Genomic DNA, 23,751 nt, shown 5'->3' with positions numbered 1-23,751 from the left:
ATGGTCGCCACATTGGCGGAGAGCGGGGGTGCTGTGGCCGACCACAGCGCCCCCGCTCCCGTTAGGTGTTTCTACTGCTCCGTCAGCCGGTGATCTTGGCTTCGGTCGAGGCGCCGAGGTTCTTGATGACCCCGCCCACGACCTGGTACACGTAGATCGCGTTGGTCTGCGGCTCGCCGTTGTCCTTGAACTTGATCTGCTTCGACGCGCCCTTGAAGTCCTCGGTCTTCAGGAAGTCGTTGATCTTCTCGCCGGTGGTGTTGCCCGCCTTGACCGCGTTGATGATGGCGGTCGCGGCGTCGTAGCCCTCGGTCGCGTAGATCGCCGGGTCGACGTTGAACTTCGCCTTGTACTTGGTGGCGAAGTCGTTGCCCGGGGCACCCGCGTCGGGGATGTTGCAGGGGCAGCCGACGACGGCGCCTTCGGCGGCCGCGGCACCCGCGCCCGAGACCAGCTGCGGGTCGAGCGAACCGTCACCGGTGGCGAAGACGGCCTTCACGCCGCCGTCGCGGAGCTGCTTGAGCAGCCGGCCGGCCTGGGCGTAGTAACCGCCGTAGGTGATGACGTCCGGGTTGGCCGCCTTGACCTTCTGGACGGTCGAGGAGTAGTCCGACGCGTCCTTGGCGAACTTGTCGCGCTCGGTCGTGATGCCCTTGTCCTTGAAGGTCTTCTCGAACGCGTCGGCCAGGCCGACGCTGTACTCCTGGTCGTCCGAGAGGACGTACGCGTTCTTCGGCGACTTCGCCGTGATGAGGAAGTTCGCGATACCGGGGCCCTGGTCGTTGTCGTTCGCGACGACGCGGTGCCAGTACTTCCAGCCGTTCGCGGCGAGACCCGGGTTGGTCGCCGACGGCGACACGCTCGGGACCTTGCCCTGCTCGAGGACGCCGCCGACGGCCTTCGACTCACCGGAGAAGGCCGGGCCGATCAGCGCGGTGATCTTGTCCGTGCCGATCGCGGTCTGCACCAGCGAGGTGGCCTGCTCCGGCTTGCCCTGGCTGTCGTAGTTCTTCAGCTCGAGCTTCACCGAAGGATTCGTGGCGTTGTACTCGTCGATCGCGAGCTTGGCGCCGTTGTTGGGCGGGATCACGATCCCGGAGTTCTCCCCGGTCAGGTCGCCCATGAACCCGATCTTCAGCGTGCTGCCGTCACCGCTGCCCGACGAGCTGCTGCCGCCGGCACAGCCCGCCAGCGCAAGCGACGTCGCCGCCGCGAGGGCGAGGACCCGTCCAAAACGCACTCCTGACACCGACTACCTCCCATGACCAACCACCGCCGGTAGGCGTTGCCCCCGACACAGGGGCTAGGTTAGGGCAGGAAGATATCCCTCTCGCCCGTCATGTGCACAGGCGGCCTCACTACTCTGTGTCCACATCGTGACGATCGCAACCGACACGAATTGCACGAAAAGCCGAACAACGTTTCGCTTCAAGGTCGTGCTGGTCACGCAGAGAAGTCAACTATCCACGTCCACCGGACGAATGGATGACGGCCGTGTTTCCGCCGTATGTCGTCGCCCATTTCCCGGGCCGGTGCGTGGCCGGTTTCCCGGGCGATCCGCCGTTGCCCCGCGCGGGCCGGGCGCCGTCGCCGGGATGCACCTTACGTCCGGTTCGCCCGGCCCGGCGCACCGCCCCCGCCGCAGGTCTGCCCGAAAGGCTTCCCGCCCGGGAACTCCTGTCACAACCACCGGTTGTCGTCGACGCCGGAAAGGCTGTTGGACCCACGCGGGCGTCCCGCGGTTCGCTGGGCGCAGACCAGCGGAACAAGGGAGAACAGATGCGGATCGCGGAGCTCGAAGTCGTCGAAGGGGTCGCGGCGGGGGTGCCGTTCGTGGCGTTGCCGCCGGCGGACCCGGCCGCGCCGGCGGCGCTGCTGGCCGGCTGGCACCTGATGGAGCCGCCCGCGAGCGAGCGCGCGCTGGCGGCGGCGCTGCCGATGGCGGGACTGCAGGCCTGGCGGGTGTACTTCGGGCTCCCGCTCACCGGGGCGCGGCTGCCCAAAGGCGGGCCCGCCGAGCTCTTCCGGCTGGCGAGCGAGGACGCCGTCCTCAACGTCTTCGAGCCGGTGACCGACCAGGCCGCGGGGGAGTTCCCGGCGGCGCTCGCCGCACTGCGCGACCGGCTGCCGGGCGCGGACGGCCCGCTGGGCGTCTTCGGCGGCTCGGCCGGCTCGCTGGTGGTGCTGGAGGTGCTCGCCCGGGGAGACGCCGACGTCGCCGCCGGCGCGGTCGTGAGCCCGGTCGCCCAGCTGGCGCCGGTCATCGGGCGCAACGAGCGGCTCTACGACGTCACCTACCCGTGGAGCGCGCGGTCCCACGCGGTCGCGGCGCACCACGACTACGTCAGGCGGGCCGCCGAGCTCTCGGCGCCGCTGCTGATCGTGGCCGGGTCGGCCGACGACATCGCGGTCCGCGAGCCCGCCGCGGCCCTGCGGGACCGGCTCGGCGACCGGGCCGAGCTGGTGACGATCGAGGGGATGGGGCACGAGTTCGCCGAAGCGCCGGGGCTCGACGCCGCTCCGCAGACCGCGGACGCGGCCCGGGTCGACGCCGCGTTCAGCGCGTGGTTCGGTCCGCGGTTGCGACGCTGAGGTCGCCTTCCGGCAGCCAGGCGCGGTCGGGGTCGTAGGCGCACCAGTCCTCTTCGCGGCCGGTGCGCCAGGCCAGCGTCAGCAGCCGCCGCAGCGCCGGGCGCGCCTTCCCGCGCCGCCAGACCAGCGACCACGGGAACAGCGGCGACGGCTCGAACGGCAGCACCTTCAGGTCGAGGTCGGGCGCCAGCTCCATGTCCGCACCGGCGAGGGTGACGCGCCGTTTGCCGTAGCGCGTCTGCTCGAGGGTGTGCCGCAGGTCGTAGCTGACGCCGGAGTCGTCGATCGGCACGCCGAACGTGCCGCACAGCTCGGCCACGTACGACTGCCATTCGGCGGCCCCGCCGTGCCCCGGCAGCCAGATCCCGTCGGCGCGCAGCTCGTCGAGGGGCAGCACGTCCAGCACGGCCAGCGGGTGTTCCGGGGCGAGCAGCGCGACCAGCGGTTCCAGCCGGATCGGCCGGTGCTCCAGCTCGTCCGGCAGCGGCTTGCCGAACCCGGTGACCCGGCCGACCGCGACGTCCAGCTCCCCGGACAGCAGCGGTTCGACGGCGTGCGCGAACCCGCCGCCGGCGATCCGGTCGATCCGCAGCGCCGGGTCGCGCTCGGCGAGCCGGCGCAGCAGGAACATCGGAGCGAGCCGGAAGTCGACGACGTCCAGGCGCAGCGGCCGGTCGTCGGCGCCCATCGCGGCGACCGCGGCGTCGGCCACCCGCAGCAGCTCGAGCGCGTGCGGCAGGAACCGCTCGCCGTCGGCGGTCAGCTCGACCGACCGGTTGGTGCGCAGGAACAGCGGCACCGCCAGGGCGTCTTCGAGCTTCCGGATCCGCTTCGACAGCGCCTGCTGCGTGAGGAACAGCGTCTGCGCGGCGCGGCCGAAGTGCCGCAGCTCCGCGGTGACGGTGAACGCCCGCACCTGGGCGATGTCGAGGTCCACGGCTCAGGAGCCCGGCGGGCGGTCCCGGACGACGCAGGTGAGCCGGGCGGTGCAGGTGCGGCGGCCCTCGTCGTCGGTCAGGACGATCTCGGTGGTGATGGTGCCGCGGCCGACGTGCAGCGGCGTCGCCACCCCGGTGACCTTGCCCGAGCGGACGGCCCGGTGGTGGGTGCAGGACAGCTCGAGGCCCATCGCGGCGCGGCCGGGGCCGGCGTTCAGCGCGGCGACCGTGGAGCCCAGCGCCTCGGCGAGCACGGCGTTGGCGCCGCCGTGCAGCAGGCCGTACGGCTGGAGGTTGCCCTCGACCGGGATCGTGCCGACCACGCGCTCGGGCGTCACCTCGATGAGCTGCATCCCGACCTTGTCGTTCAGCTGCTGGTCGGCCGCCGCCGGGTCGATGCCCGCCAACCGGTCCACGTCGATGGGGGCGGGTCGTTCCGTCACTCACTGCTCCTCTGTCGATGCGACACGTAAGGGTCGTCGCCAACATGGCGATGATGCCTTGTTCCAAAGAGTGTCGTACCCCCAGCCTAGACTCGGGCACGTGAGCCCGAGTGAGAAGACGACCGTTGCCAACGCCACAGGAACCACTGCAGTCGCGGAGCGGCCGAAGCTGCTGCTGATCGACGGCCATTCGATGGCCTACCGCGCGTTCTTCGCGCTGCCCGCCGAGAACTTCAGGACCAAGACCGGGCAGGTCACGAACGCGGTCTTCGGGTTCACGTCGATGCTCATCAACCTCCTGCGCGACGAAGCGCCGACCCACCTCGCGGTGGCGTTCGACCTCTCGCGCAAGACGTTCCGGTCGGAGACCTTCGCCGACTACAAGGCGAACCGCAGCGCGACGCCGGACGAGTTCCGCGGCCAGGTGGACCTGGTCCGTGAGGTCCTGGACGTGCTCGGTATCCCGTCGCTGACGAAGGAGAACTACGAAGCCGACGACATCATCGCCACGCTCACGACGCAGGCCACGGCCGAGGACTTCGACGTCCTTATCTGTACCGGCGACCGCGACGCGCTGCAGCTGGTCACCGAGCACGTCACCGTGCTCTACCCGAAGCGCGGCGTCTCGGAGATGACCCGGTTCACCCCGGAGGCCGTCGAGGAGAAGTACGGGCTCACCCCGCGGCAGTACCCGGACTTCGCGGCGCTGCGCGGCGACCCCTCGGACAACCTGCCGAACATCCCCGGCGTCGGCGAGAAGACCGCGGCCAAGTGGATCAAGCAGTTCGGCTCGCTCGACGACCTGATCGACCGGGTGGACGAAGTAAAAGGCAAAGCGGGGGAGGCCCTCAGGGCGAACCTCAGCTCGGTGCAGCTGAACCGCCAGCTGACCGAGCTGATCCGCGACGTCGAGCTGGAGATCGGCCCGGGCGGGCTGGAGCTGCGCCCGTGGGACCGCGAGGCCGTGCACGCGCTGTTCGACGAGCTGGAGTTCCGCGTGCTGCGGGACCGGCTGTTCGCGACCCTGCAGAGCGCCGAACCCGAGGCCGACGAAGGGTTCGAGGTCTCGGGTGACGCGCTGGCCCCCGGCGCGCTGGCGGCCTGGCTCACCGCGCACGCGGGCCCGGCCGAGCCGGTGGCGCTGTCCTTCCGCACCATGGGCACCTCGGTCCGCTCCGACCTGCGCGCGGTCGCCTTCGCGACGGCCGACGGCGAAGGCGCCTACGTCGACGTCACGGCGATGGACCAGGCCGACGACGCGGCGCTCGCCGCCTGGTTCGCCGACCCGAAGATCCGCAAGACCGGCCACGACCTCAAGGTCGCGCTGCACGCGATCCACGCCCGCGGCTGGGCGCTCGCCGGGCTCGCGATGGACACCGCGCTGGCTGCGTACCTGGTGCGGCCGGGGCAGCGCACGTTCGACCTGGACGACCTCGCGCTGCGCTACCTGCACCGCGAGCTGCGCTCGGAGACCGACGGCGGCGACGGGCAGCTGTCGCTGCTCGACGGCGGCGCCGAAGGCTTGGAGCAGAAGGAGATCCAGGAGGAGCTCGTCAAGGCGCGGGCCGTCTTCGAGCTGGCCGGCGCGCTCGACAAGGAGCTCGACGAGATCGGCGGCGCGAAGCTGCTCGCCGAGCTGGAGCTGCCGCTGCTGGAGGTGATCACCGCACTGGAGGTCGCCGGGGTCGCCGTCGACCTGGAGCAGCTGACCACGCTCGAAGCGCACTACCTGAGCCGCGTCACGCAGGCCGCCGAGGCCGCGTACGAGGTCATCGGCAAGCAGATCAACCTCGGTTCGCCGAAGCAGCTGCAGGTCGTGCTGTTCGACGAGCTCGGCATGCCGAAGACCAAGCGCACCAAGACCGGCTACACGACCGACGCCGAGGCGCTGCAGGGGCTGTTCGAGAAGACCGAGCACCCGTTCCTGCAGCACATGCTGGAGCACCGGGACGCGACGAAGCTGCGCACGACGGTCGAGGGGCTCATCAAGTCCGTCGCCGACGACGGCCGCATCCACACCACGCTGCTGCAGACGATCGCGGCCACCGGGCGGCTGTCGTCGACCGAGCCGAACCTGCAGAACATCCCGGTCCGCACCGAGGAAGGCCGCCGCATCCGCGACGCGTTCGTCGTCGGCTCGGGGTACAGCGAGCTGATGACCGCGGACTACAGCCAGATCGAGATGCGGATCATGGCGCACCTCTCGCAGGACGCCGGCCTCATCGAGGCCTTCAACAGCGGCGAGGACCTGCACACGTTCGTCGCGTCGCGGGCGTTCTCGCTGCCGCCGGAGGAGATCACGCCGGAACTGCGCTACCGCGTCAAGGCGATGTCGTACGGCCTCGCGTACGGGCTGTCGGCCTACGGACTTTCGGCGCAGCTGCGGATCTCGACCGACGACGCCAAGTCCCAGATGGAGGCGTACTTCGACCGCTTCGGCGGCGTGCGCGACTACCTCCACTCGGTCGTCGGCGTCGCGGCGAAGAACGGCTACACCGAGACGGTCTTCGGCCGCCGCCGCTACCTGCCGGACCTCAACAGCGACAACCGCCAGCGCCGCGAGATGGCCGAGCGGATGGCGCTCAACGCCCCGATCCAGGGCAGCGCGGCCGACATCATCAAGGTCGCGATGCTCAACGTCCACCGCGAGCTGGTCAAGGCGAAGCTCGAGAGCCGGATCCTGCTGCAGGTGCACGACGAGCTCGTGCTCGAGGTCGCCGAGGGCGAGCGCGAGGAGCTGGAGAAGCTCGTGCGCCACGGCATGGGTTCGGCCTACGAGCTCGCGGTGCCGCTGGAGGTCTCGGTCGGCTACGGCCGGTCCTGGAACGACGCCGCGCACTGACGTTCCCCGGCGAACCCCGCACCGTCCGGTGCGGGGTTCGTCCACGTCCGGGTGACGTCACCTACGCTGCGTCGCCGTCGGAATCACCGGGTCGTGGGGCGGGATTACTCGGCCGGACGGCGCCGCGCGCCGGTCCGCCGGACGAAGCTGGGTGGCCCGAACGGCCCACCGGGCCCGGCCGAAAGGACCACCATGGCCACCGATTTCCAGCGGCGCAAGATCTCCGGCGTCTTCGGCGCGATGGACGCCGACGCCGACGGCTACCTCACCGAGTCCGATTTCCGGGCGCTCACCACGAGATGGCTCGACCTGCGCGGCACCGACGACAGCACCGCCGAGGGGCAGAAGCTCGCCGCCATCATGATGGGCTGGTGGGGCACGCTGCTCGCGGCGTCGGACCGGGACCGCGACGGCAAGGTCACCCTCGACGAGGTCCTCGACGTCGTCGACGACCTGCCCAAGACACCCGCCGCGGTCACCGGCACCGCCGACGCGATGTTCGAAGCCGTCGACGAAAACGGCGACGGCGCCATCTCCGCGGCCGAGTACCGGCAGCTGATCGAAGCCTGGAACGGCACCGAAACCCCGACCGACGAGGTCTTCGCCCACCTCGACCTCGACGGCGACGGCCGGCTCTCCCGCGAGGAGTTCACCGGGCACTGGCTGGAGTTCTGGGCGGGCGACGACCCCGCCGCCCCGGGCAGCTGGGTTTTCGGCCGCGTGTGATCCGTTCACCGGGACGCCGCTGCGCCGAATGGCGGATGCCGTCCGGCGCAGGTGTTACTGCTGGGTAGCGGGTCCCGCGCCGACGCGAGCCGATCACGGCGTAGGGTCCGCCGAATGGGGTTCGAGCGTGAGCGACGACGCTGGCGGGTCCGGCTGCACGACGAACTCGGCCGGCTGTGCGGCGCGGGCACGGTACTCGACGAGTACCACGTCCTCACCAGCGCGCACGTCGTCGAGACCGCCGGTGGCGCGCGATCCGCGTTGAGCGTCGACTTCGTCGGCCTGGCCGAGGCGTTGCCCGGCACGGCCACCGTCGTCGAAGGGTGCTGGGTGCCCTCCGACGGCGGTGGCCGTGGCGACCTCGCCCTGCTGCGCCTCGAACGTCCCGAGTCCCGCGTGTTCCGCGCGCCGCTGCACCGGATGCCGCTCGGGGAGCACCAGCTCGTGCGCGCCTTCGGTTTCCCGCCCGGCTCGGTCGGTCGCTGGACCCACGCCCGCCTCGGCGGCGCCGAACACCCCGGCGGCCCGGGCGGCGAATGGATCCGGTTGCTGCGCACGGCCGAGGCCGAGTCGCTCGGCCCCGGGTTCGGCGGCACCGCGGTGCTCGACGAAGCGACCGGGCACGTCGTCGGCATGGTCGTCGGCAAGGACACCGGGACCTGGATGATCCCCGTCGAGACCATGCTCGGGCACCTGCCGCAGCTGAGCATCTGGACCTCCGGCGGCCCCGCCGTCGACGCCAGTTTCTCCCGCCCCGTCGGCGAAACCGTCGACGTCTCCTTCGTGCAGCGCGTCGTCGACTGGTTCGCCAAGGCCGAGCCGGGCGCCGTCTGGGTCGTCGACACCGGCGAGGCCGGCTCGCCGGTCGCGGCGGCGCTGCGCTTCGGCATCGTGCTGGCCGACCGCGAACGCTCGCTCGGCGTCCCCGGGCTGCCGCCGGCGCTCGGCCAGATGCCCCCGGCCGGCAGCGTCGACCTCGCGGTGGACGCGACCGGCCGCACCGCCGACGCCGTCCGCCACCGCATCGAAGAACGGCTCATCGGCGGCGTCGCCGGCCGCACGCTCGTCGTCGACGCGATCGACGACTCCGCCGAACCGGACCGGCTCGTCGGCGAGGTGCTCGGCCCGCTCGCCGGCCGCGCGGCCGAGCTCGGCATCCGCCTGCTGCTGGGCTTCCGCGAGGAGTCCTCGCCCGGGGTGGCGGCGGTGCGGGCGAGCACGGAGCGGGCCCGCCCGGCGACCGACGACCTCGCCGGCCGCCTGGACGTCCTCACCCAGGCCGTCGAGGAGCTCGCCGAGATCGAGGCCTACCAGCTGCGGGTGGCGACGCGCTTCACCGGCGTCGCGATGCTGCCCGCGCGGGCCCACCGGCTGCGCGGCACGCTCAAGCAGCTCCGCTCGGCGGAGGTCGACGGCGACGCCGAGTGGGTCGAGCGCCACATCGACGGCCACGAGCACGCGGTCGCCCCGGCGGTCGAGGACGGCCGCCGCCAGCGCGCGGTGCTCGACGGCCTCGTCGCCCGCCGCGAGGAGCTGCGAGCCCGCCTGGCCGGCGACAACGAACTGGCCCGCGAACACGGCGTCGCGACCGACCCGGAACTGGAGCAGGTGTACGTCCCGGCGAAGCGCCTGCTGATCGACGGCCCCTGCGAACTCACGGCGGCGGCCACCGCGGTCGACACGTACGCGGCCGCGGTCCGCGCCCGCATCGAAGACCGCTGACCGCCCGCTTTCCGCTCGGCGCAAGGAAGTCCGTGAATGTCGCATTGAGGGACGTAGTGTCCCTCAATGCGACATTCACGGACTCGCGGAGCCGGAACTGTCGGTGCCCGGCGGTAGCGTGGAAAACGGGGGCGCCCCCGCGTGGCGGCTGGCGAAGCGTGGCCAGCGGCGGTCCACGCCGCAGTGCGGCACCGCGCGTGGGCCGCGCGGCCCAGGCGCGGAGGTGAGCCGGCTACTTGCGGCCCAGGCCGCGGATCAGCACCATCACCGCGTCCCGGACCTCCGCCCGCGTCCGCTCCGGGCCGAACACCTGCCAGTCCAGCGCGACCACCAGCATCGTGCCGAACAGCCCGGCCGCCGCCGTCGGGATCTGGACTCCCTCCGGCAGCCGTCCGGCCTCCTCCAAGCGGGAGAGCTGGCTCTTCACGATCGAGATGATTTCCTCGCGCAGCAAGGAAAGCGTGCCGTGCCACTGGCCGGGTGTGCGCCACAGCTCGCTCACCAGGATCTGCGAAAACCCCGGATACCGGGCGATGAACTCCAGCGTCACGTCGACCTGCGCTTCGATCACGTCGAGCGGATCGGCATCCGAAACCGCGTCGCGCAGCCGCCCGGCGAGCGTGTCGACGCCGTAGCGCAGGAGGCCGTCGACCAGGCCGTCCTTCGAACCGAAGTTGTAGTAGACGGTGCCCTTCGCGACGCCCGCCTCGGCGGCGATGTCGTCGACGGTGAGGCCCACCAGGCCCCGGCTCTTCGCGAGCCGCAGCGTGGCCTCGAAGAGCTTCTGCTTGGTCCCGCCGCTCACAGGCTCAGCTCGGGCTTGAGCGCCGACACCGTCCAGACCCGGCGTTTGCGCGCGGCCAGCGTGGACACCAGGATCCCGCCGGCCAGGTAGGCCAGCAGCACGCCGATGTCGCCGAGGATCTGCACGGTGGCGCCACTGTAGAACAGGTGCCGGAAGCCGTCGATCGCGTACCCCATCGGCAGCACGACGTGCAGCGGGTACAAGGCGTCCGGGATGGTCTGCCACGGGAACGTGCCGCCCGCGCTGACCAGTTGCAGCACCAGCAGCACCAGGCCGAGGAACTTGCCGACCGCGCCGAAGAACGCGTTGAGCGCGTGCACCACCGAGGTGAACGTCAGCGACACCAGCACCGCGAACCCGATCGCGCCCAGCGGGTGCGCGATGTGGATGCCGACCAGCCACGTCACCGCGCCGAACAGGACGATCACCTGCGCGATGCCGAGCAGCGCCGAGGACAGCCAGCCGCCCACGGCGACCCGGAACGGTGACGCGCCGGCGGTCAGCGCGCGCGTCGAGAGCGGGCGCAGGATCAGGAACAGCACGAACGCGCCGATCCAGGTGGCCAGCGAGATGAAGAACGGCGCCAGGCCCGCGCCGTACGTCCCGGCCGACGCCTCGCCGTTGGCGTTGACCGCCACCGGGTCCGCGATGGTGTTGGCCGTCGCCGCGCGCGTCGGGTCGTCCGGGTTCGGGATCTCCTTGAGCCCGGCCGAAAGCCCGTCACGCAGCTTCACCGCGCCGTCGGCGAGCTGGTTCGTGCCGGTGACCGCGGTCTTCTCGCCGTCGTTGAGCTTGGCGGCGCCGTCCTTGAGCTGGTTCGCGCCGTCGGACGCCTGCGCGATGCCGTTCGCCAGCTGCGGCGACGCGGCGGCGAGCTTGGCCGCGCCGTCGGACACCTGCTTGGCGCCGTCGGCCAGCTTCGCGAGATCCCCGTTGGCCTGCTGGATCTTGCTGTTGGCCTGGTCGACGGGGGAGCGCAGCTGATCGGCCTTGGCGAGGATCGCCGTGACCTGCTCCTCCGGCACCCCGGCGTTGCGGAGATCGGTCTGCAGCTGCGTGCGGTAGCTGTCGAGCTTGCCCTGGATGTCGGACGACGCGGTCGCGGCGACGGACGCGGCGTCGGCGACCTTCTGGTCCCCGGCGGCCACCTGCGAGGCACCGCCGGCGAGTTTCTGCGTCTGGGACGGCAGGTCCGCGGTGCTGCTCTTGAGCGTGCCGAGGCCGGTGGCGAGCGTCGAGGAGCCGTCGGCGAGCTGTGCCGCGCCACTCGCGAGCTGCTGCTGGCCGGACTTCAGCTGCGAAGCGCCGTCCGCGAGCTGCGACGCGCCGGTCGACGCTTCCTGGATCTTCCCGTAGATGGTGGAGAAGCCGACCAGGAACCGGTCCGCGGCCTCGCTGCCGACCTTCTCCGCGATCGTCTTGCGCACCTGCTCGGCGACCTGCTTCGCGATCGTCCCGGACAGGTAGTTGTTGGCGTCGTTGGTGGTCAGCGTGATCGTCGCCTGCTGCGGCTGGAAGTTGCCCACCGACAGCAGCGCGGCGGAGAAGCCGCTCGGGATGCCGATCGCGAAGGAGTACTTGTCGTCGCGGACGCCGTCGCGGGCGTCCTGCTCCGACACCTCGTGCCACTGGAACGTGCCGGACTTGACCAGCTCGTCGGTCACCTCGCGCCCGACGTTGCGCTGCTGCCCGGCGGAGTCCTGCGCGCCCATGTCGCTGGTGAAGACGGCGGCGGGCAGCTTGTCCAGCCGGCCGTACGGGTCGTAGTTCGCGTAGAGGTAGAAGGACGCGTACAGCAGCGGCACCAGCACGAGCGCGACCAGCGCCAGCTTGGGCATCGTGCCGGTGGACAGCCGCCGCAGTTCGTTGCGGGCGATCCGGAAGGCGTTCATTCGGAAACTCCGTCAGTGACGTTCCCCGGGCTCACAGGGAGCTCTTCGGTCGGTTGGGGGAGTTCGGGAAGGCAGTGCTGCGGCTCCGGTTGCTCGGCCGAGCCGATGCGCGCGGGGGTGAAGGGCAGCGCGGACGCCGGCGTCGTGGCGGTCAGCACGACCACGGCCAGGCCGCGTCCGGCCTGCTCGCGGGCCAGCCCGGCCCAGCTGCCGACGTCGCTGGTGTGCCGGTCGGGGGTGTCGAGCACGAGGACGCGCACGCCCTTGCGCGCCGCGGCCAGCTCGGTGAGCAGCCGGGTGCGCAGGGCCGGGGCGAGGTTCTCGAACCGGGTGCCGGCGTACGGCGCCGCGTCGTGCTCGGTGAGCCAGCGGGCGACGTCCTCCTTGCCCGCCGGGCGGTGGGCCAGGGCCAGCTCCTCGCCGACGACCACGCGCAGGGGCAGCGCGTCGTCCGGCTCGCTGACCTCGGGCGCGTCGACGACCGCGACGAGCGCGGGCAGACCGGCGTCCGAGCCGTCGACCGTGACCGTGCCGGTGCTCGGCTTGAGCCGCCCGGCCAGCGCCAGGCCGAACGCGGTGACGCCGACGCCGGGTTCGCCGTGCACGATCGCCAGGTCGCCCTCGCCGACGGTCAGCGAGGTGGGCGGTAACAAGGTGCCGTGGTGCCCTTCGAGGGACACCCGATCGGCTCGGACCTGCACGGGGACTCCAGCGTGGAAGACTTTTGAACTGACCGGTCAGTTCAAAAAGCTAGCCCTCGCGGAGGTGCGGAGCAAGATCACCGGACGCACGTCACACCAGTGGGTGACTCACCGCAGCGCGGCCGCCGGCCGCACCTCCCACGTCGTCCACAGTGGACGATAGCCCTGCCGGTGCCAGAACACCGAAGCCAGCGGGTTGGTCGGGTTGTAGTAGAGGTACGTGCCGGTCGCGCCGCCCGCGTGCAGCTCCCGGTGGACGCGGGCCATCAGCGCCCGGCCGACGCCGCCGCCCCGCTCGCCGGGCGCGGTCACGACGTTGTTCACATAACCCCAGCGCCCCGGCGGGAGCAGCTCGGCCGCCGCGCCGCCGGGGGTCGCCTCGACCCACGCGCAGTGCGCCATCGCGCGCACCTCGCCGTCGTCCTCGGCCAGCCAGACCAGCGGTTCTTCGGCGTCGAGGGCCTCGCGCAGGGCGGGCGCCAGCAGGCCGGCGGTGTTCGCGCGGCGGGGCGCGGCGACCAGGCCGGTGTAGTCGAACGTCGCCGTCGCCAGCTCCAGCGCCACGGCGAAGTCGGCGGGCCCGGCCCGGCGGACGGTCGCCGCGGGGTCCGGCGCGGCCGGGGGAGCGGTCCGCACGCCCAGCGCGCCGAGCGGGACCAGGCCGTGGTCGAGGAAGGCGCGGATCGCCTCGGCGTCCCGGCTGGGCCAGACGACCACGCACGCCGAGTCGTCGCCGGTGGCCTCGCTCTCGAGCTGCCCCTTCAGCGCGCGCAGGAGCAGGTCGGCGCCCTCGGTGCCGGTGTCGCCCAGGTAGGGGAACAGCTGCCAGGTGTCGGCGGCCGACCACAGCGTCGCCGCGTCGCCGGGGCCCAGCCGGTGCCGCTGCAGCACGCCGGTGACCTGGGTGCCGTCCGCCGTCGCCGCGTCCAGCCGCAGGCCCTCGGCGGGCGGCGCGGCGGGCGGCAGCAGCGCGTCGACGGCCGCGAAGCGTGCCTTGTGGGCAGCGAGCAGCGGCTCGGCGATGTCCATGGTTCCCCTCTGGTCGTCGGTCAGGACCAGGCCGGTCGCCGGATCCACATCGTCCACAGTGGACGATAACCCTGCCGGTGCCAGAACACCGGGGAGAGCGGGTTCGCCGGGTGGTAGAAGAGAAAGGTACCGCGCACCTCGTACGAGAGCAGGGTGCGATGGGCCGCCGCCATCAGCGCCCGGCCGACGCCGCCGTCGCGCGCCGCGGGCGCCACCGACAGCGTGTCGACGTAGCCCCAGAGCCCCGGGAGCAGCCGGCCGTGGATGCTGTCACCCGGCGCCGGCGAGGTCAGGGCGCAGGCGGCCATCCCGGCCGGCACACCCTCGTCCTCGGCCAGCCAGGCCAGGCCGCTGAACCGCTGCGCCCGGACGACCTCCGCGCGCAGCCGGGCCCGCGCGTCCGGCCGCGGCACGGCGGTGCCGACCAGCGACGTGTAGCGCCACTCGGCCAGCCGCAGCTCGGTGAGCGCCTCGACGTCGCCGCTGCCGGCCCGCCGGACGCGCACCCGCGCCGGGCCCGGGTCCGGCGGCGGCTCGACGGGCCGGACGGCCAGGCAGGTCATCGGCGCGAAGCCGTGCGCCAGCAGGACGGCGGACGCCTCGTCGTCCCGGCTCGGCCAGGTCAGCATGCAGCCCGAGTCCGGCCCGCTGCCCGACCCGCGCAGCCGCTCGCGCCACGCGCCCAGCAGCGCCGCGAGCCCCGCCGCGCCGGTCTCGCCCGGCACCGCGGTCAGCTCGTGGATCTCCGCCGGACCCCACAGCGCGGGCCACGACGCCGGCGCGTGCACGGCGTGCGTCAGCAGGCCGCCCGCCTTCCGGCCGCCCACGGTCACCAGCAGCGGCTCGCTCGTCATGGGCGGGGCCGCGATCGGCGGGAGCTGCGGGTCGAGCGCGGCGAACCACGCGTTCTGCTGGTCTTCGAGGGACGTCACGAGCGGTGCGTGCGGAAGATCGCGGTGCCCGGGAACAGCCGGCCGCGCAGCGGGCTCCACTGGCCCCACGGCCGCGTGTGCCCCGCCGGCCACTCCGGCTCGACCAGGTCGGTGAGGGTGAACCCGGCGGCGGCCAGCGCGCGCACGTAGTCGCCGAGGGTGTGGTGGTACTCGACGTAGGTGGCGGTGCCGTCGTCGTCGACCTCGACGTAGGGCGTGCGGTCGAAGTACGGCTGGGTGACGGTGAGCCCCTGCGGGCCCGGGTCGTCCGGGAAGATCCACCGCATCGGGTGCGTCACCGAGAACACCCACGGCGCGCCGGGCCGCAGCACCCGGTGGACCTCGGCGAACACCGCGTCCACCGACGCCACGAACGGGATCGCGCCGAACGCCGAGCAGGCCGCGTCGAAGCTGCCGGAGGCGAGCGGCAGGTACTCGGCGTTCGCCTGCACGAGCGGCACGGCGACGCCGGTGCGCGCGTTGCCGGCCTGGGCGTGGCGCAGCATGCCGGCGGAGAGATCGGTCGCGACGGCGTCGGCGCCCTGGGCGCGCAGCCAGCGCGCGCACGCCGCCTGGCCGCAGCCGACCTCCAGCACGCGCTTGCCGCGGACGTCGCCGAGCAGCCGCGCCTCGTCTTCCCGCACGCCCTCCGGGCACCAGACGAAGTCGGCGTCGCCGAGGAACCCGCCGTGCTCGGCCTGGTAGTCGTCGGCGTCGGCGTCCCACCAGGCGAGGTTCGCGGCCGCGGCCTCCGGCCCGCCGACCTCGCGGTAGGCGACGGCGGTCGTGCCCAGCCGGTGCTCGGCGGCGTCGTGGCGCCCCGGCGCGGCGGGCTCGTTCGGTGGCATGATGGTGTCTCCGGTCCCGGCCGCCGGCGGCTGCCCTGCTGCCTGCTCCACCCGCGTCCTCCAGCCTGCGATTTGCCTTCGCGAGGACCTTAGCGATCGCCGGGGGACCCTGATTGTGCCGCCTAGCGACTGCCGCGTAGGATCAGTGTTAGCGCAGTGGGTTCGCGCTGCCTTCCGCTCAGCTTCGTCTCGGGCTCGGGTCGCGCACCGTTTGCGGGTCATGCCGCGGTCGTTCACTGGTGGACGTTTGCTCGCAGGGTCGTCGCATGCTCCCAACAGCCCATCGCGCCGACAACTGCCAACCCTCGATTCCCATCCACCGGAGCAACCCGCCTAATGACCATCGACACCGTCACCGCCCCGACCGCCCCGAACGCGGCCCCTCAGGTCGCCATCAACGACATCGGGTCGGAGGAAGACTTCCTTGCGGCTATCGACAAGACGATCAAGTACTTCAACGATGGCGACATCGTCGAAGGCACCATCGTCAAGGTCGACCGCGACGAGGTCCTGCTCGACATCGGCTACAAGACCGAGGGCGTCATCCCCTCGCGTGAGCTCTCCATCAAGCACGATGTCGACCCGGCTGAGGTTGTCACCGTCGGCGATGAGGTCGAAGCCCTGGTCCTCCAGAAGGAGGACAAGGAAGGCCGTCTGATCCTGTCCAAGAAGCGCGCGCAGTACGAGCGCGCCTGGGGCACGATCGAGGAGCTCAAGGAGAAGGACGAGCCCGTCAAGGGCACCGTCATCGAGGTCGTCAAGGGCGGCCTCATCCTGGACATCGGCCTGCGCGGCTTCCTGCCCGCGTCGCTGGTCGAGATGCGCCGCGTCCGCGACCTGCAGCCCTACGTGGGCCGCGAGCTCGAGGCGAAGATCATCGAGCTGGACAAGAACCGCAACAACGTGGTCCTGTCCCGCCGCGCCTACCTCGAGCAGACCCAGTCCGAGGTGCGCAGCGAGTTCCTCAACGCGCTCGCCAAGGGCCAGGTCCGCAAGGGCGTCGTGTCGTCCATCGTCAACTTCGGTGCCTTCGTGGACCTGGGTGGCGTCGACGGCCTGGTGCACGTTTCCGAGCTGTCCTGGAAGCACATCGACCACCCGTCCGAGGTTGTCGAGGTCGGCCAGGAGGTCACGGTCGAGGTCCTGGACGTCGACATGGACCGCGAGCGCGTCTCGCTGTCGCTGAAGGCGACCCAGGAAGACCCGTGGCGCCAGTTCGCCCGCACCCACGCGATCGGTCAGATCGTGCCGGGCAAGGTCACGAAGCTGGTTCCGTTCGGTGCGTTCGTGCGCGTCGAAGAGGGCATCGAGGGCCTGGTCCACATCTCCGAGCTGGCCGAGCGCCACGTGGAGATCCCGGAGCAGGTCGTCCAGGTCAACGGCGACGTCATGGTCAAGGTCATCGACATCGACCTCGAGCGCCGTCGCATCTCGCTGTCGCTGAAGCAGGCGAACGAGGGTGTCACGCCGGACACCGAGTTCGACCCGACCCAGTACGGCATGGCCGCCGAGTACGACCCCGAGGGCAACTACATCTACCCCGAGGGCTTCGACCCGGACACGCAGGAGTGGCAGGAAGGCTTCGACAAGCAGCGTGAGGAGTGGGAGCGTCAGTACGCCGAGGCCCACACTCGTTACGAGGCCCACATGAAGCAGGTCGTGAAGGCCGTCGAGGCCGACGCGGAAGCCGCCGCCGACGCGGCGACCGGCATCGAGGGTGGCGCGGAAAGCTACACCTCGGGCTCGGCCCCGGCCGACACGAAGAGCAGCGGTGGCACCCTCGCCTCCGACGAGCAGCTCGCGGCTCTCCGCGAGAAGCTCTCCGGCGGTGCGTGAGCACTAGCTCTCTGAGCTGAAACCCCAGCGAACCCCGGTCCGGAAACGGCCCGGGGTTCGCTGCGTTCCGGCCCTGACCCGGTTCCGCGAGTCACGCCCCGGATCACGCGAGTCACGGCCCCAATCACGCGGGTGACGGCCCGAGTACGCGAGTCCCGGCTCTGATCACGCGGGTCGCGGCCTGGATCACGCGAGTTCCGGCTCCGATCACGTGGGTCGCAGCTCGAGTACGCGAGTCTCGGCTCCGATCACCCGAGTTCCGGCCTCGGTCACGCAGGTCAGGCCCCGAGTAGGCGAGTTCCGGCTCCGAACACGCGAGTTCCGGTCTCGATCACGCGGGTCGCGGCCCGAGTACGCGAGTCTCGGTCCTGATCACGCGACTTCCGGTCCCGATCGCGCCAGTTCCGGTCCTGATCACGCGAGTCGCGGCCTGAGTCACGCGGGTCCCGGTCCTGATCACGCGAGTTCCGGCTCCGATCACGCGGGTCGCGGGGCCGGACACGCGAGCCGTCCGCCGGTTCGAGCAGTCTCGCGCCGTCCGTCGGCCCGGACCGGCCCCAGCCTCGCGCCGGCTCGCCGGCCGCGGTCGTGAGGTCAGTGGTTGCGCAGGCCCAAGCCGGTCGTCATCGCTGTGACGCCGCGGCGGTAGACCTCTGCGTTCGCCTCGTCCGTCGGCGGGATGAACCACTCCGGCAGCGCCGTCCGGGAGGCGAGCATCAGCTCCGCGCCGACCAGGCCGTGCATCGTCGTCCACAGGTGGTACGCCGCCGTCCGGGCGTCGACGGCCGGGGGGCTGATCCGCTGGACCCGGTCGATGAACAGGCCGAACGTCGTGCGCACCACGGCCGAGCGCAACGCCGGGTCGGGGTCGAACCCCGGGATCGGGCGCTCGAACATCAACGCGTAGCGCGCGGGGCTTTCGCGGGCGAAACGCCGGTAGGCCATCGCCAGGTCGAGCAGGTCCGCGAAGCCGTCGGGACCCTCCGGTGGCAGCGCCTCCAGCATCTCGCGCAGCGAGTCGAACGTGCGCTCGTACAGCGCGTCGAGCAGGCCGTCGCGGCCGCCGAAACGGGCGTACACCGAGATCGTCGACGCGCCGGCGGCCTCGGCCACGCCGCGCACCGTGAGAGCCGTGACGCCGCGGTCGAACAGCACCGACAGCGCCGCGTCGAGGTAGCGCTCGCGGTGTCCCTGTTCGACGGGGCGCATCGAGACGTGCCTGGTGGCCACGGCGCACCCCCTTCGCAGCAGCCGCGCACGACGGCGTTCGGGTTACTCACCCGCAGCAAAAGATACGATATCCGCAGCGTCTTGGGAATGCGCCGGATGTCCGGATGTGCGGCATTCCCGTCCGATGGGCACCGGTCGAGCCGCGGCGAACCCTGGCAGCGTCGGAAGCACCGACGAAAGGGCTTCCCGATGACAGACACCACCACCGTCCCCGACACCGAGCTGGCCCGTGAAGCCGCCGAGCTCGTGCGCGACACCGCCGGCCCGCTCCTGTACGACCACTCCTCGCGCGTCTACCTGTTCGGCGCGCTGCAGGGCCGGCGCCGCAGCCTCGCCTTCGACGCCGAACTGCTCTACGTCGCGGCCCTGTTCCACGACCTCGGCCTGGTCGAGCGCCACCGCACCGACCGCCGCTTCGAGCTCGACGGCGCCGACGAAGCCCGGCGCTTCCTGCTCGGCCACGGCATCGACGCGGAACGGGCCCGGATCGCCTGGACGGCCATCGCGCTGCACACCACCCCCGGGATCCCCGAGTACATGGAGCCGGAGGTCGCGCTGGTCACCGCGGGGGTCGAGTACGACGTCCTCGGCGTCGGCTACCACGACCTGCCCGCGCGCGACCGTGCCGCGATCGTCGCCGCGCACCCGCGGCCGGACTTCAAGCGCCGCATCCTCGCCGCGTTCACCGACGGCATCCGTGACCGGCCCGACACGGCGTTCGGGAACGTCAAAGCCGATGTGCTGGCCCGGTTCGTGCCAGGCTTCGAGCGGCAGGACTTCGTCACCACGATCTTGGACTCACCCTGGGAGGACTGAACCGGATGGAGCACCCCGAGCCCGGCACCGTCGTCGTCACCGCGACCGGCGACGGCACCTACACGCAGCAGGTCAGCACGGCGGGGCACACGCTGCTGGTCGACGAGCCGGTGTCCGTCGGCGGGGCCGACGCCGGCCCGAACCCGTACGAGCTGCTGCTCGCGTCGCTGGGGTCGTGCACCGCGATCACGCTGCGGATGTACGCCGACCGCAAGGGCATCCCGCTGGTCGCCGCGACGATCCGGTTGCGACACGAGCGGATCCACGCCGAGGACTGCGAGAAGTGCGAGACCGAGCACGGGATGCTCAGCCGCATCACCCGCGAGATCGAGCTGGCCGGCGACCTCGACGACGACCAGCGCGCCAAGCTCATGCTGATCGCCGACAAGTGCCCGGTGCACCGGACGCTGTCGTCGGAGATCGTGATCGAGACGCGCGAAACGGGCCGCTGAGCAGGGCCGTCAGGCGGCCTGCGCCGTGACCGGCCGCACGGTGGCGACGCCGACGGCGGGGACCCAGATGCGTTCGAGCGCGGCCGCGCGGGCCTTGCGGCGGAGCCCGGCGAAGCTGTGCTTCGCCGGGACCAGCAGGGTGCTCAGCCACGTCCGCCGGTAATCCTCCAGGGCCGTCGCCACGGAGTGGTGAACCAGGCAGTGCACCAGCCCCGGCGAGCCGAGCCGGTGCCTCCCGACGTGCTTGCTGTCCGCCATCGTTCCTCCGTGTGGGCGACCCTCGTCGCGGCGCACGGTACGCATCTGCACCGATGAAGGTGAGCAAGAAACGCGGCGTGTCCACATTTCGGTTGAGTCACGCGTCACGATCGGCTTGCGGATCACCCGTCCGTGTGTTTCGTGTTAAGCGGGCCGGACATCGCCCTTCACACACAGGGTGCCGAACGGGATCCACGTGCTGCCCACCGCGCAGAGCGCGCGCTGCGGCGTGTACCGGCAGGTCACCTGCACCCGGCGGACGCCGGACACGCACTGCGTCACCGCGACGCCGGCCGGCGGCGTGGCGGCCGCGACGTCCGGCACGGTCAACGCGAGCCCGCCCGCGCACAGCACGGCCGCCGCCGGCCTGCCGATGTCCGTCATCCTCATGAGCCCTCCCTCGATGACGCGAGCCGGAAGACCCGCTGCCGGGGGCGTCGGAAAACGATTACCCGCGTTACGGGCGCCAGCGGCGTGTCACGCGAATGGCCCAGACCGCCGCCGAAGTCCGCGGGCGGCCGCCGGGGGAGCTTGGCTAGGGTGATCGGCATGTTGCGTGTGGGGTTGACGGGTGGGATCGGGGCCGGCAAGTCGACCGTGGCGAACCGGCTCGCCGAACACGGCGCCGTGCTGGTGGACTCCGACAAGATCGCCCGCGAGGTGGTCGAGCCCGGCACCGAGGGGCTCGCCCGGCTCGTCGAGGAGTTCGGCCCGGAGATCCTGGCCGCCGACGGTTCGCTCGACCGGCCGGTGCTCGCCGCCAAGGCGTTCGCCGACGACGAGTCGCGCCGCCGGCTCAACGCGATCGTGCACCCGCTGGTCGGGGCCCGCACCGGTGAGCTGATGGCCGCCGCCGCGCCGGACGCGATCGTCGTGCACGACATCCCGCTGCTGGTCGAGGGCGGGCTCGCGACGGCGTACCACCTGGTCGTCGTGGTCGACGCGCCCGTCGAGGTGCGGGTCCGGCGGCTGGTGTCGGCGCGCGGGATGGCCGAGCCCGACGCCCGCGCGCGGATCCGGGCGCAGGCGAGCGACGAGCAGCGCCGCGCCGTCGCCGACGTCTGGCTGGACAACGGCGGTGCCGAGGACGCGGTGCTCGCCGACGTCGACGCGCTGTGGGCGGACCGGCTGGTGCCGTTCGAGGCGAACGTCCGGCTGCGCCGGCCGCGGCCCCCGGTGTCGCCGAAGATCGCCGGGTACGACCTCACCTGGCCGCAGCAGGCCGAGCGGGTGCTCGCCCGCGTCCGCGCCGCGAGCGGCGAGCTGGCCCGGCGCGCCGACCACATCGGCTCCACCGCCGTGCCGGACCTGCCGGCCAAGGACGTCCTCGACCTCCAGCTGACCGTGTCCACTTTGGACGACGCCGACAAGCTCGCCGAGCTGCTCGCCGACGCCGGTTTCCCGCGCCTGGCCGGGGAGTGGGTCGACGACGCCCAGGACGGCGAGGGCACCTGGCCGAAGCGGCTGCACGTCGGCGCCGACCCGAAACGGCCGGTGAACCTGCACGTCCGGTCCGTCGAGACGCCCGCGTGGCGGCTCGCGCTGCTGTTCCGCGACTTCGTGCGCGCGCACCCGGACGAGCGCGACGACTACCGCGACGTGAAGCTGCGGCTGGCCGACGCGCACGCCGCCGACGGCAACGTCGCGGCCTACGCCGACGAGAAGCAGGACTGGGTCAACGGCGCGTTCGTCCGGGCCCAGAAGTGGGCCGAGACGACCGGCTGGACGCCCTAGGACCCGAGCAGCCCGCGTTCGAACGCGACGGCGACGGCGGCCGCGCGGTCCTTCACCCCGAGCTTCGCGTAGACGTGGATCAGGTGCGTCTTGACCGTCGCCTCGCTGATGAACAGCTTCTTCGCCGTCTCCTTGTTCGACGAGCCGCGCGCGACCAGCGTCAGCACCTCGAGCTCGCGCTGCGACAACGGTTCCCGCGCGGGCCGGCGCATCCGGCCCATCAGCCGGCCGGCGACGGCGGGGGAGAGCACGGCCTGCCCGCGGGCCGCCGCCCGGACCGCGCGGAACAGCTCCTCGCGCGGCGCGTCCTTGAGCAGGTAGCCGGTCGCGCCCGCCTCGATCGCCGGCAGGACGTCCGAATCGGTGTCGTACGTCGTGAGCACCAGGATCCGCGCCGGGTTCCCGAGCCGCGCGAGCTCGCTGATCGCCGTGACGCCGTCGGTGCCCGGCATCCGCAGGTCCATCAGCACGACGGCGGGCCGCAGCCGCTCGGCCAGGGTGACGGCTTCGGCGCCGTCGGCCGCCTCGCCGAGCACCTCGAAACCCTCTTCGCCGTGGGCGGGTTCCGCGGACAGGATGCCGCGCAGGCCGTCCCGGACGATCGGGTGGTCGTCGGCGATCAGCACGGTGATCGTCATGCGGGAGCCTCCGGGAGCAGCGGGACGGCGGGCAGGGCGACGGAGATCGCGGTCCCGGCGCCGGGCTCGGACTCGACGTGAAGCGTACCGGCGAGCCGCCGCACCCGGCGGCGCATGCCCGGCAGCCCGAACCCGCCGTCCCCGGTCGCGGGCTCGAAACCGGCGCCGTCGTCCCGGACGTCCAAGGTCACTTCGCCGTCCATGTACGACAGGGTGAGACCGACCCGGCCCGCCGCCGCGTGCTTGTCCACATTGGACAGGGCTTCCTGGGTGATCCGCAGGATCGTCGCCTCGATCTCCGGGTGCAGCCGCCGCGGGTCGCCGGTGGTGGTGCACGTCGCGGGCACGCCGGTCCGCTCGCTCCACCGCGCCGTGACGTCGGCCAGCGCGTCGGGAAGCGTTGCGCCGTCGAGGGGTTCGGGGTGCAACGCGCGCACCGAGCGCCGCGCGGCCGTGAGGTTCTCGCGGGCGAGCGCGGTCGCCGAGTCCAGGTGCCGCTGCCACTCCGCCGGCTGCTCCTTGGCGAGCGCGGCGGCTTCCAGCTGCGTGATGATGCCGGTGAAACCCTGCGCCAGGGTGTCGTGGATCTCCTGGGCGAGCCGCTGTCGTTCGTCGAGCATCCCGGCTTCCCGGGCCTGGCTGAGCAGCTGCCGTTGCAGGCCTTCGTTCTCGGCGTGCGCGGCGGCCAGCTCGTCCAGGGTGCGGCGGCGCTGCTCGTTCTGCCGGGCGACGGCCGTCGACAGCAGCCCGCCGCCCCCGATCGCGACGGTCTGCACGATGGTGATCGTGATCCAGAGGCCCGGTCTGTCGGCCAGGGCGTGGAGCGGCCCGCCGTTGCCGAGGGTGTTGATCAGCAGCGACGTCGCCGCCAGCGCGAGGAAGGCGAGCCAGGTGGGCCGCACCTGCATCGCGGCGAGGAACGCGTAGATCATGAAGATGAGGAACGTGACGTCCCGGGCCTCCAGCACACTGCCGAACCCGATCACGCCGAGGAAGGTGACCAGGGCGAACACCGGGTGCTCGCGCAGCCGCGCCGGCGCGAGCAGCACCGTGCCGAGCACCCAGAGCGCGGTCGCGGCGACCAGGACGCCGGTGCTCGCCCACCAGCGGCCGTCGTGGCCGCCGACGCCGAGGCTGCTCGCGGTCGCGATCGCGAGCAGGACGCCGGGGACGTACCGCTCGACCCGGCTCAGCCACGGTTGCCAGCCGGTCGGTTCCTGCGCGGTGAGCGGCGGCCACAGCGGCCGGTTCCAGTCGAACCCGGCGCTCACGCCCGGAACCCCGGCCCGATCGCGGCCCGGCCGCTGAGCAGCCGCG

General features: G+C 72.2%; 22 protein-coding genes. 8 read left to right on the top strand and 14 right to left on the bottom strand.

The window, feature by feature from the left end; translation table 11 throughout:
- Positions 1–82 precede the first annotated feature (82 nt).
- Positions 83–1,240: a branched-chain amino acid ABC transporter substrate-binding protein gene (locus OG439_RS22225; RefSeq protein WP_326951256.1), complete on the bottom strand. Its 1,158-nt coding sequence runs from the start codon at positions 1,238–1,240 to the stop codon at positions 83–85.
- Between the two features lie 539 nt (positions 1,241–1,779).
- Here OG439_RS22225 and OG439_RS22220 point away from each other — a divergent pair.
- The gene (locus OG439_RS22220) at positions 1,780–2,592 is read left to right on the top strand and encodes an alpha/beta hydrolase family protein (protein WP_326951255.1); all 813 of its coding nucleotides are present in this window, start codon (positions 1,780–1,782) and stop codon (positions 2,590–2,592) included.
- Here the strand turns inward: OG439_RS22220 and OG439_RS22215 are convergent.
- Together OG439_RS22215 and OG439_RS22210 are read right to left on the bottom strand one after the other, a co-directional pair.
- Positions 2,558–3,529: a LysR family transcriptional regulator gene (locus OG439_RS22215; protein ID WP_326951254.1), complete on the bottom strand. Its 972-nt coding sequence runs from the start codon at positions 3,527–3,529 to the stop codon at positions 2,558–2,560. The two genes, OG439_RS22220 and OG439_RS22215, sit on opposite strands and share 35 nt — an antisense overlap.
- Before the next feature lie 3 nt (positions 3,530–3,532).
- Positions 3,533–3,973: a PaaI family thioesterase gene (locus tag OG439_RS22210; protein WP_326951253.1), complete on the bottom strand. Its 441-nt coding sequence runs from the start codon at positions 3,971–3,973 to the stop codon at positions 3,533–3,535.
- A gap of 100 nt (positions 3,974–4,073) precedes the next feature.
- On the opposite strand from OG439_RS22210, the gene polA reads away from it, so the two are divergent.
- The 3 genes from polA (at position 4,074) to OG439_RS22195 (ending at position 9,263) form a co-directional block, all read left to right on the top strand.
- Complete coding sequence (gene polA, locus OG439_RS22205; RefSeq protein WP_326951252.1) at positions 4,074–6,815, top strand: DNA polymerase I; 2,742 nt, start codon at positions 4,074–4,076, stop codon at positions 6,813–6,815.
- A 192-nt stretch (positions 6,816–7,007) separates the two neighbouring features.
- Complete coding sequence (locus OG439_RS22200) at positions 7,008–7,541, top strand: EF-hand domain-containing protein (protein ID WP_326951251.1); 534 nt, start codon at positions 7,008–7,010, stop codon at positions 7,539–7,541.
- A gap of 114 nt (positions 7,542–7,655) precedes the next feature.
- Positions 7,656–9,263 (top strand): S1 family peptidase, encoded by a 1,608-nt coding sequence (locus OG439_RS22195; RefSeq protein ID WP_326951250.1) that lies wholly within the window; start codon positions 7,656–7,658, stop codon positions 9,261–9,263.
- Positions 9,264–9,495: 232 nt separating this feature from the next.
- Here the strand turns inward: OG439_RS22195 and OG439_RS22190 are convergent, their stop codons facing one another.
- The 6 genes from OG439_RS22190 to OG439_RS22165 all read right to left on the bottom strand — a co-directional run bounded on the left by OG439_RS22190 (position 9,496) and on the right by OG439_RS22165 (position 15,470).
- Positions 9,496–10,068 carry a TetR/AcrR family transcriptional regulator gene (locus tag OG439_RS22190; protein WP_326951249.1) on the bottom strand — a complete coding sequence of 191 codons (573 nt, stop codon included), beginning with the start codon at positions 10,066–10,068 and terminating at the stop codon, positions 9,496–9,498.
- Entirely contained in the window at positions 10,065–11,960 is a 1,896-nt protein-coding gene (locus OG439_RS22185; protein WP_326951248.1) for a YhgE/Pip domain-containing protein, read from the bottom strand. Before OG439_RS22185 ends, OG439_RS22190 begins: the two co-directional genes overlap by 4 nt.
- Complete coding sequence (locus OG439_RS22180) at positions 11,957–12,661, bottom strand: ABC transporter ATP-binding protein (protein WP_326951247.1); 705 nt, start codon at positions 12,659–12,661, stop codon at positions 11,957–11,959. Before OG439_RS22180 ends, OG439_RS22185 begins: the two co-directional genes overlap by 4 nt.
- 108 nt (positions 12,662–12,769) lie before the next feature.
- The gene (locus OG439_RS22175) at positions 12,770–13,690 is read right to left on the bottom strand and encodes a GNAT family N-acetyltransferase (RefSeq protein WP_326951591.1); all 921 of its coding nucleotides are present in this window, start codon (positions 13,688–13,690) and stop codon (positions 12,770–12,772) included.
- Between the two features lie 20 nt (positions 13,691–13,710).
- Positions 13,711–14,622, bottom strand: coding sequence for a GNAT family N-acetyltransferase (locus OG439_RS22170; protein ID WP_326951246.1), 912 nt, complete (start codon positions 14,620–14,622; stop codon positions 13,711–13,713).
- Positions 14,619–15,470, bottom strand: coding sequence for a class I SAM-dependent methyltransferase (locus OG439_RS22165; RefSeq protein ID WP_247054195.1), 852 nt, complete (start codon positions 15,468–15,470; stop codon positions 14,619–14,621). The genes OG439_RS22170 and OG439_RS22165 overlap by 4 nt, the downstream gene beginning before the upstream one ends.
- Positions 15,471–15,806: 336 nt before the next feature.
- Here OG439_RS22165 and rpsA point away from each other — a divergent pair, with 336 nt between their 5' ends.
- The gene (gene rpsA, locus OG439_RS22160; protein WP_326951245.1) at positions 15,807–17,306 is read left to right on the top strand and encodes a 30S ribosomal protein S1; all 1,500 of its coding nucleotides are present in this window, start codon (positions 15,807–15,809) and stop codon (positions 17,304–17,306) included.
- 594 nt (positions 17,307–17,900) lie between these two features.
- Here rpsA and OG439_RS22155 read toward each other — a convergent pair.
- Positions 17,901–18,515, bottom strand: coding sequence for a TetR/AcrR family transcriptional regulator (locus OG439_RS22155; RefSeq protein WP_326951590.1), 615 nt, complete (start codon positions 18,513–18,515; stop codon positions 17,901–17,903).
- A gap of 210 nt (positions 18,516–18,725) precedes the next feature.
- Here OG439_RS22155 and OG439_RS22150 point away from each other — a divergent pair, with 210 nt between their 5' ends.
- Both OG439_RS22150 and OG439_RS22145 read left to right on the top strand, forming a co-directional pair.
- The gene (locus tag OG439_RS22150) at positions 18,726–19,352 is read left to right on the top strand and encodes an HD domain-containing protein (protein ID WP_326951244.1); all 627 of its coding nucleotides are present in this window, start codon (positions 18,726–18,728) and stop codon (positions 19,350–19,352) included.
- Positions 19,353–19,357: 5 nt separating this feature from the next.
- Complete coding sequence (locus OG439_RS22145; protein ID WP_326951243.1) at positions 19,358–19,804, top strand: OsmC family protein; 447 nt, start codon at positions 19,358–19,360, stop codon at positions 19,802–19,804.
- Between the two features lie 9 nt (positions 19,805–19,813).
- Here OG439_RS22145 and OG439_RS22140 read toward each other — a convergent pair whose 3' ends face one another.
- Entirely contained in the window at positions 19,814–20,062 is a 249-nt protein-coding gene (locus tag OG439_RS22140) for a hypothetical protein (protein WP_247054187.1), read from the bottom strand.
- 144 nt (positions 20,063–20,206) lie between these two features.
- On the bottom strand, positions 20,207–20,452 hold the full coding sequence (locus OG439_RS22135) for a hypothetical protein (protein WP_326951242.1): 246 nt from the start codon (positions 20,450–20,452) through the stop codon (positions 20,207–20,209).
- Between the two features lie 159 nt (positions 20,453–20,611).
- On the opposite strand from OG439_RS22135, the gene coaE reads away from it, so the two are divergent.
- Positions 20,612–21,796, top strand: coding sequence for a dephospho-CoA kinase (gene coaE / locus OG439_RS22130; protein WP_326951241.1), 1,185 nt, complete (start codon positions 20,612–20,614; stop codon positions 21,794–21,796).
- On the opposite strand, the gene OG439_RS22125 is transcribed toward coaE, so the two are convergent.
- Positions 21,793–22,434 carry a response regulator gene (locus OG439_RS22125; RefSeq protein WP_247054180.1) on the bottom strand — a complete coding sequence of 214 codons (642 nt, stop codon included), beginning with the start codon at positions 22,432–22,434 and terminating at the stop codon, positions 21,793–21,795. The two genes, coaE and OG439_RS22125, sit on opposite strands and share 4 nt — an antisense overlap.
- Positions 22,431–23,705: a sensor histidine kinase gene (locus OG439_RS22120; protein WP_326951240.1), complete on the bottom strand. Its 1,275-nt coding sequence runs from the start codon at positions 23,703–23,705 to the stop codon at positions 22,431–22,433. Before OG439_RS22120 ends, OG439_RS22125 begins: the two co-directional genes overlap by 4 nt.
- Positions 23,706–23,751: the final 46 nt, after the last annotated feature.

The organism is Amycolatopsis sp. NBC_01307, from assembly GCF_035975215.1.
GTDB lineage: Bacteria > Actinomycetota > Actinomycetes > Mycobacteriales > Pseudonocardiaceae > Amycolatopsis.
This window is presented reverse-complemented; position numbering and strand designations above follow the sequence as displayed.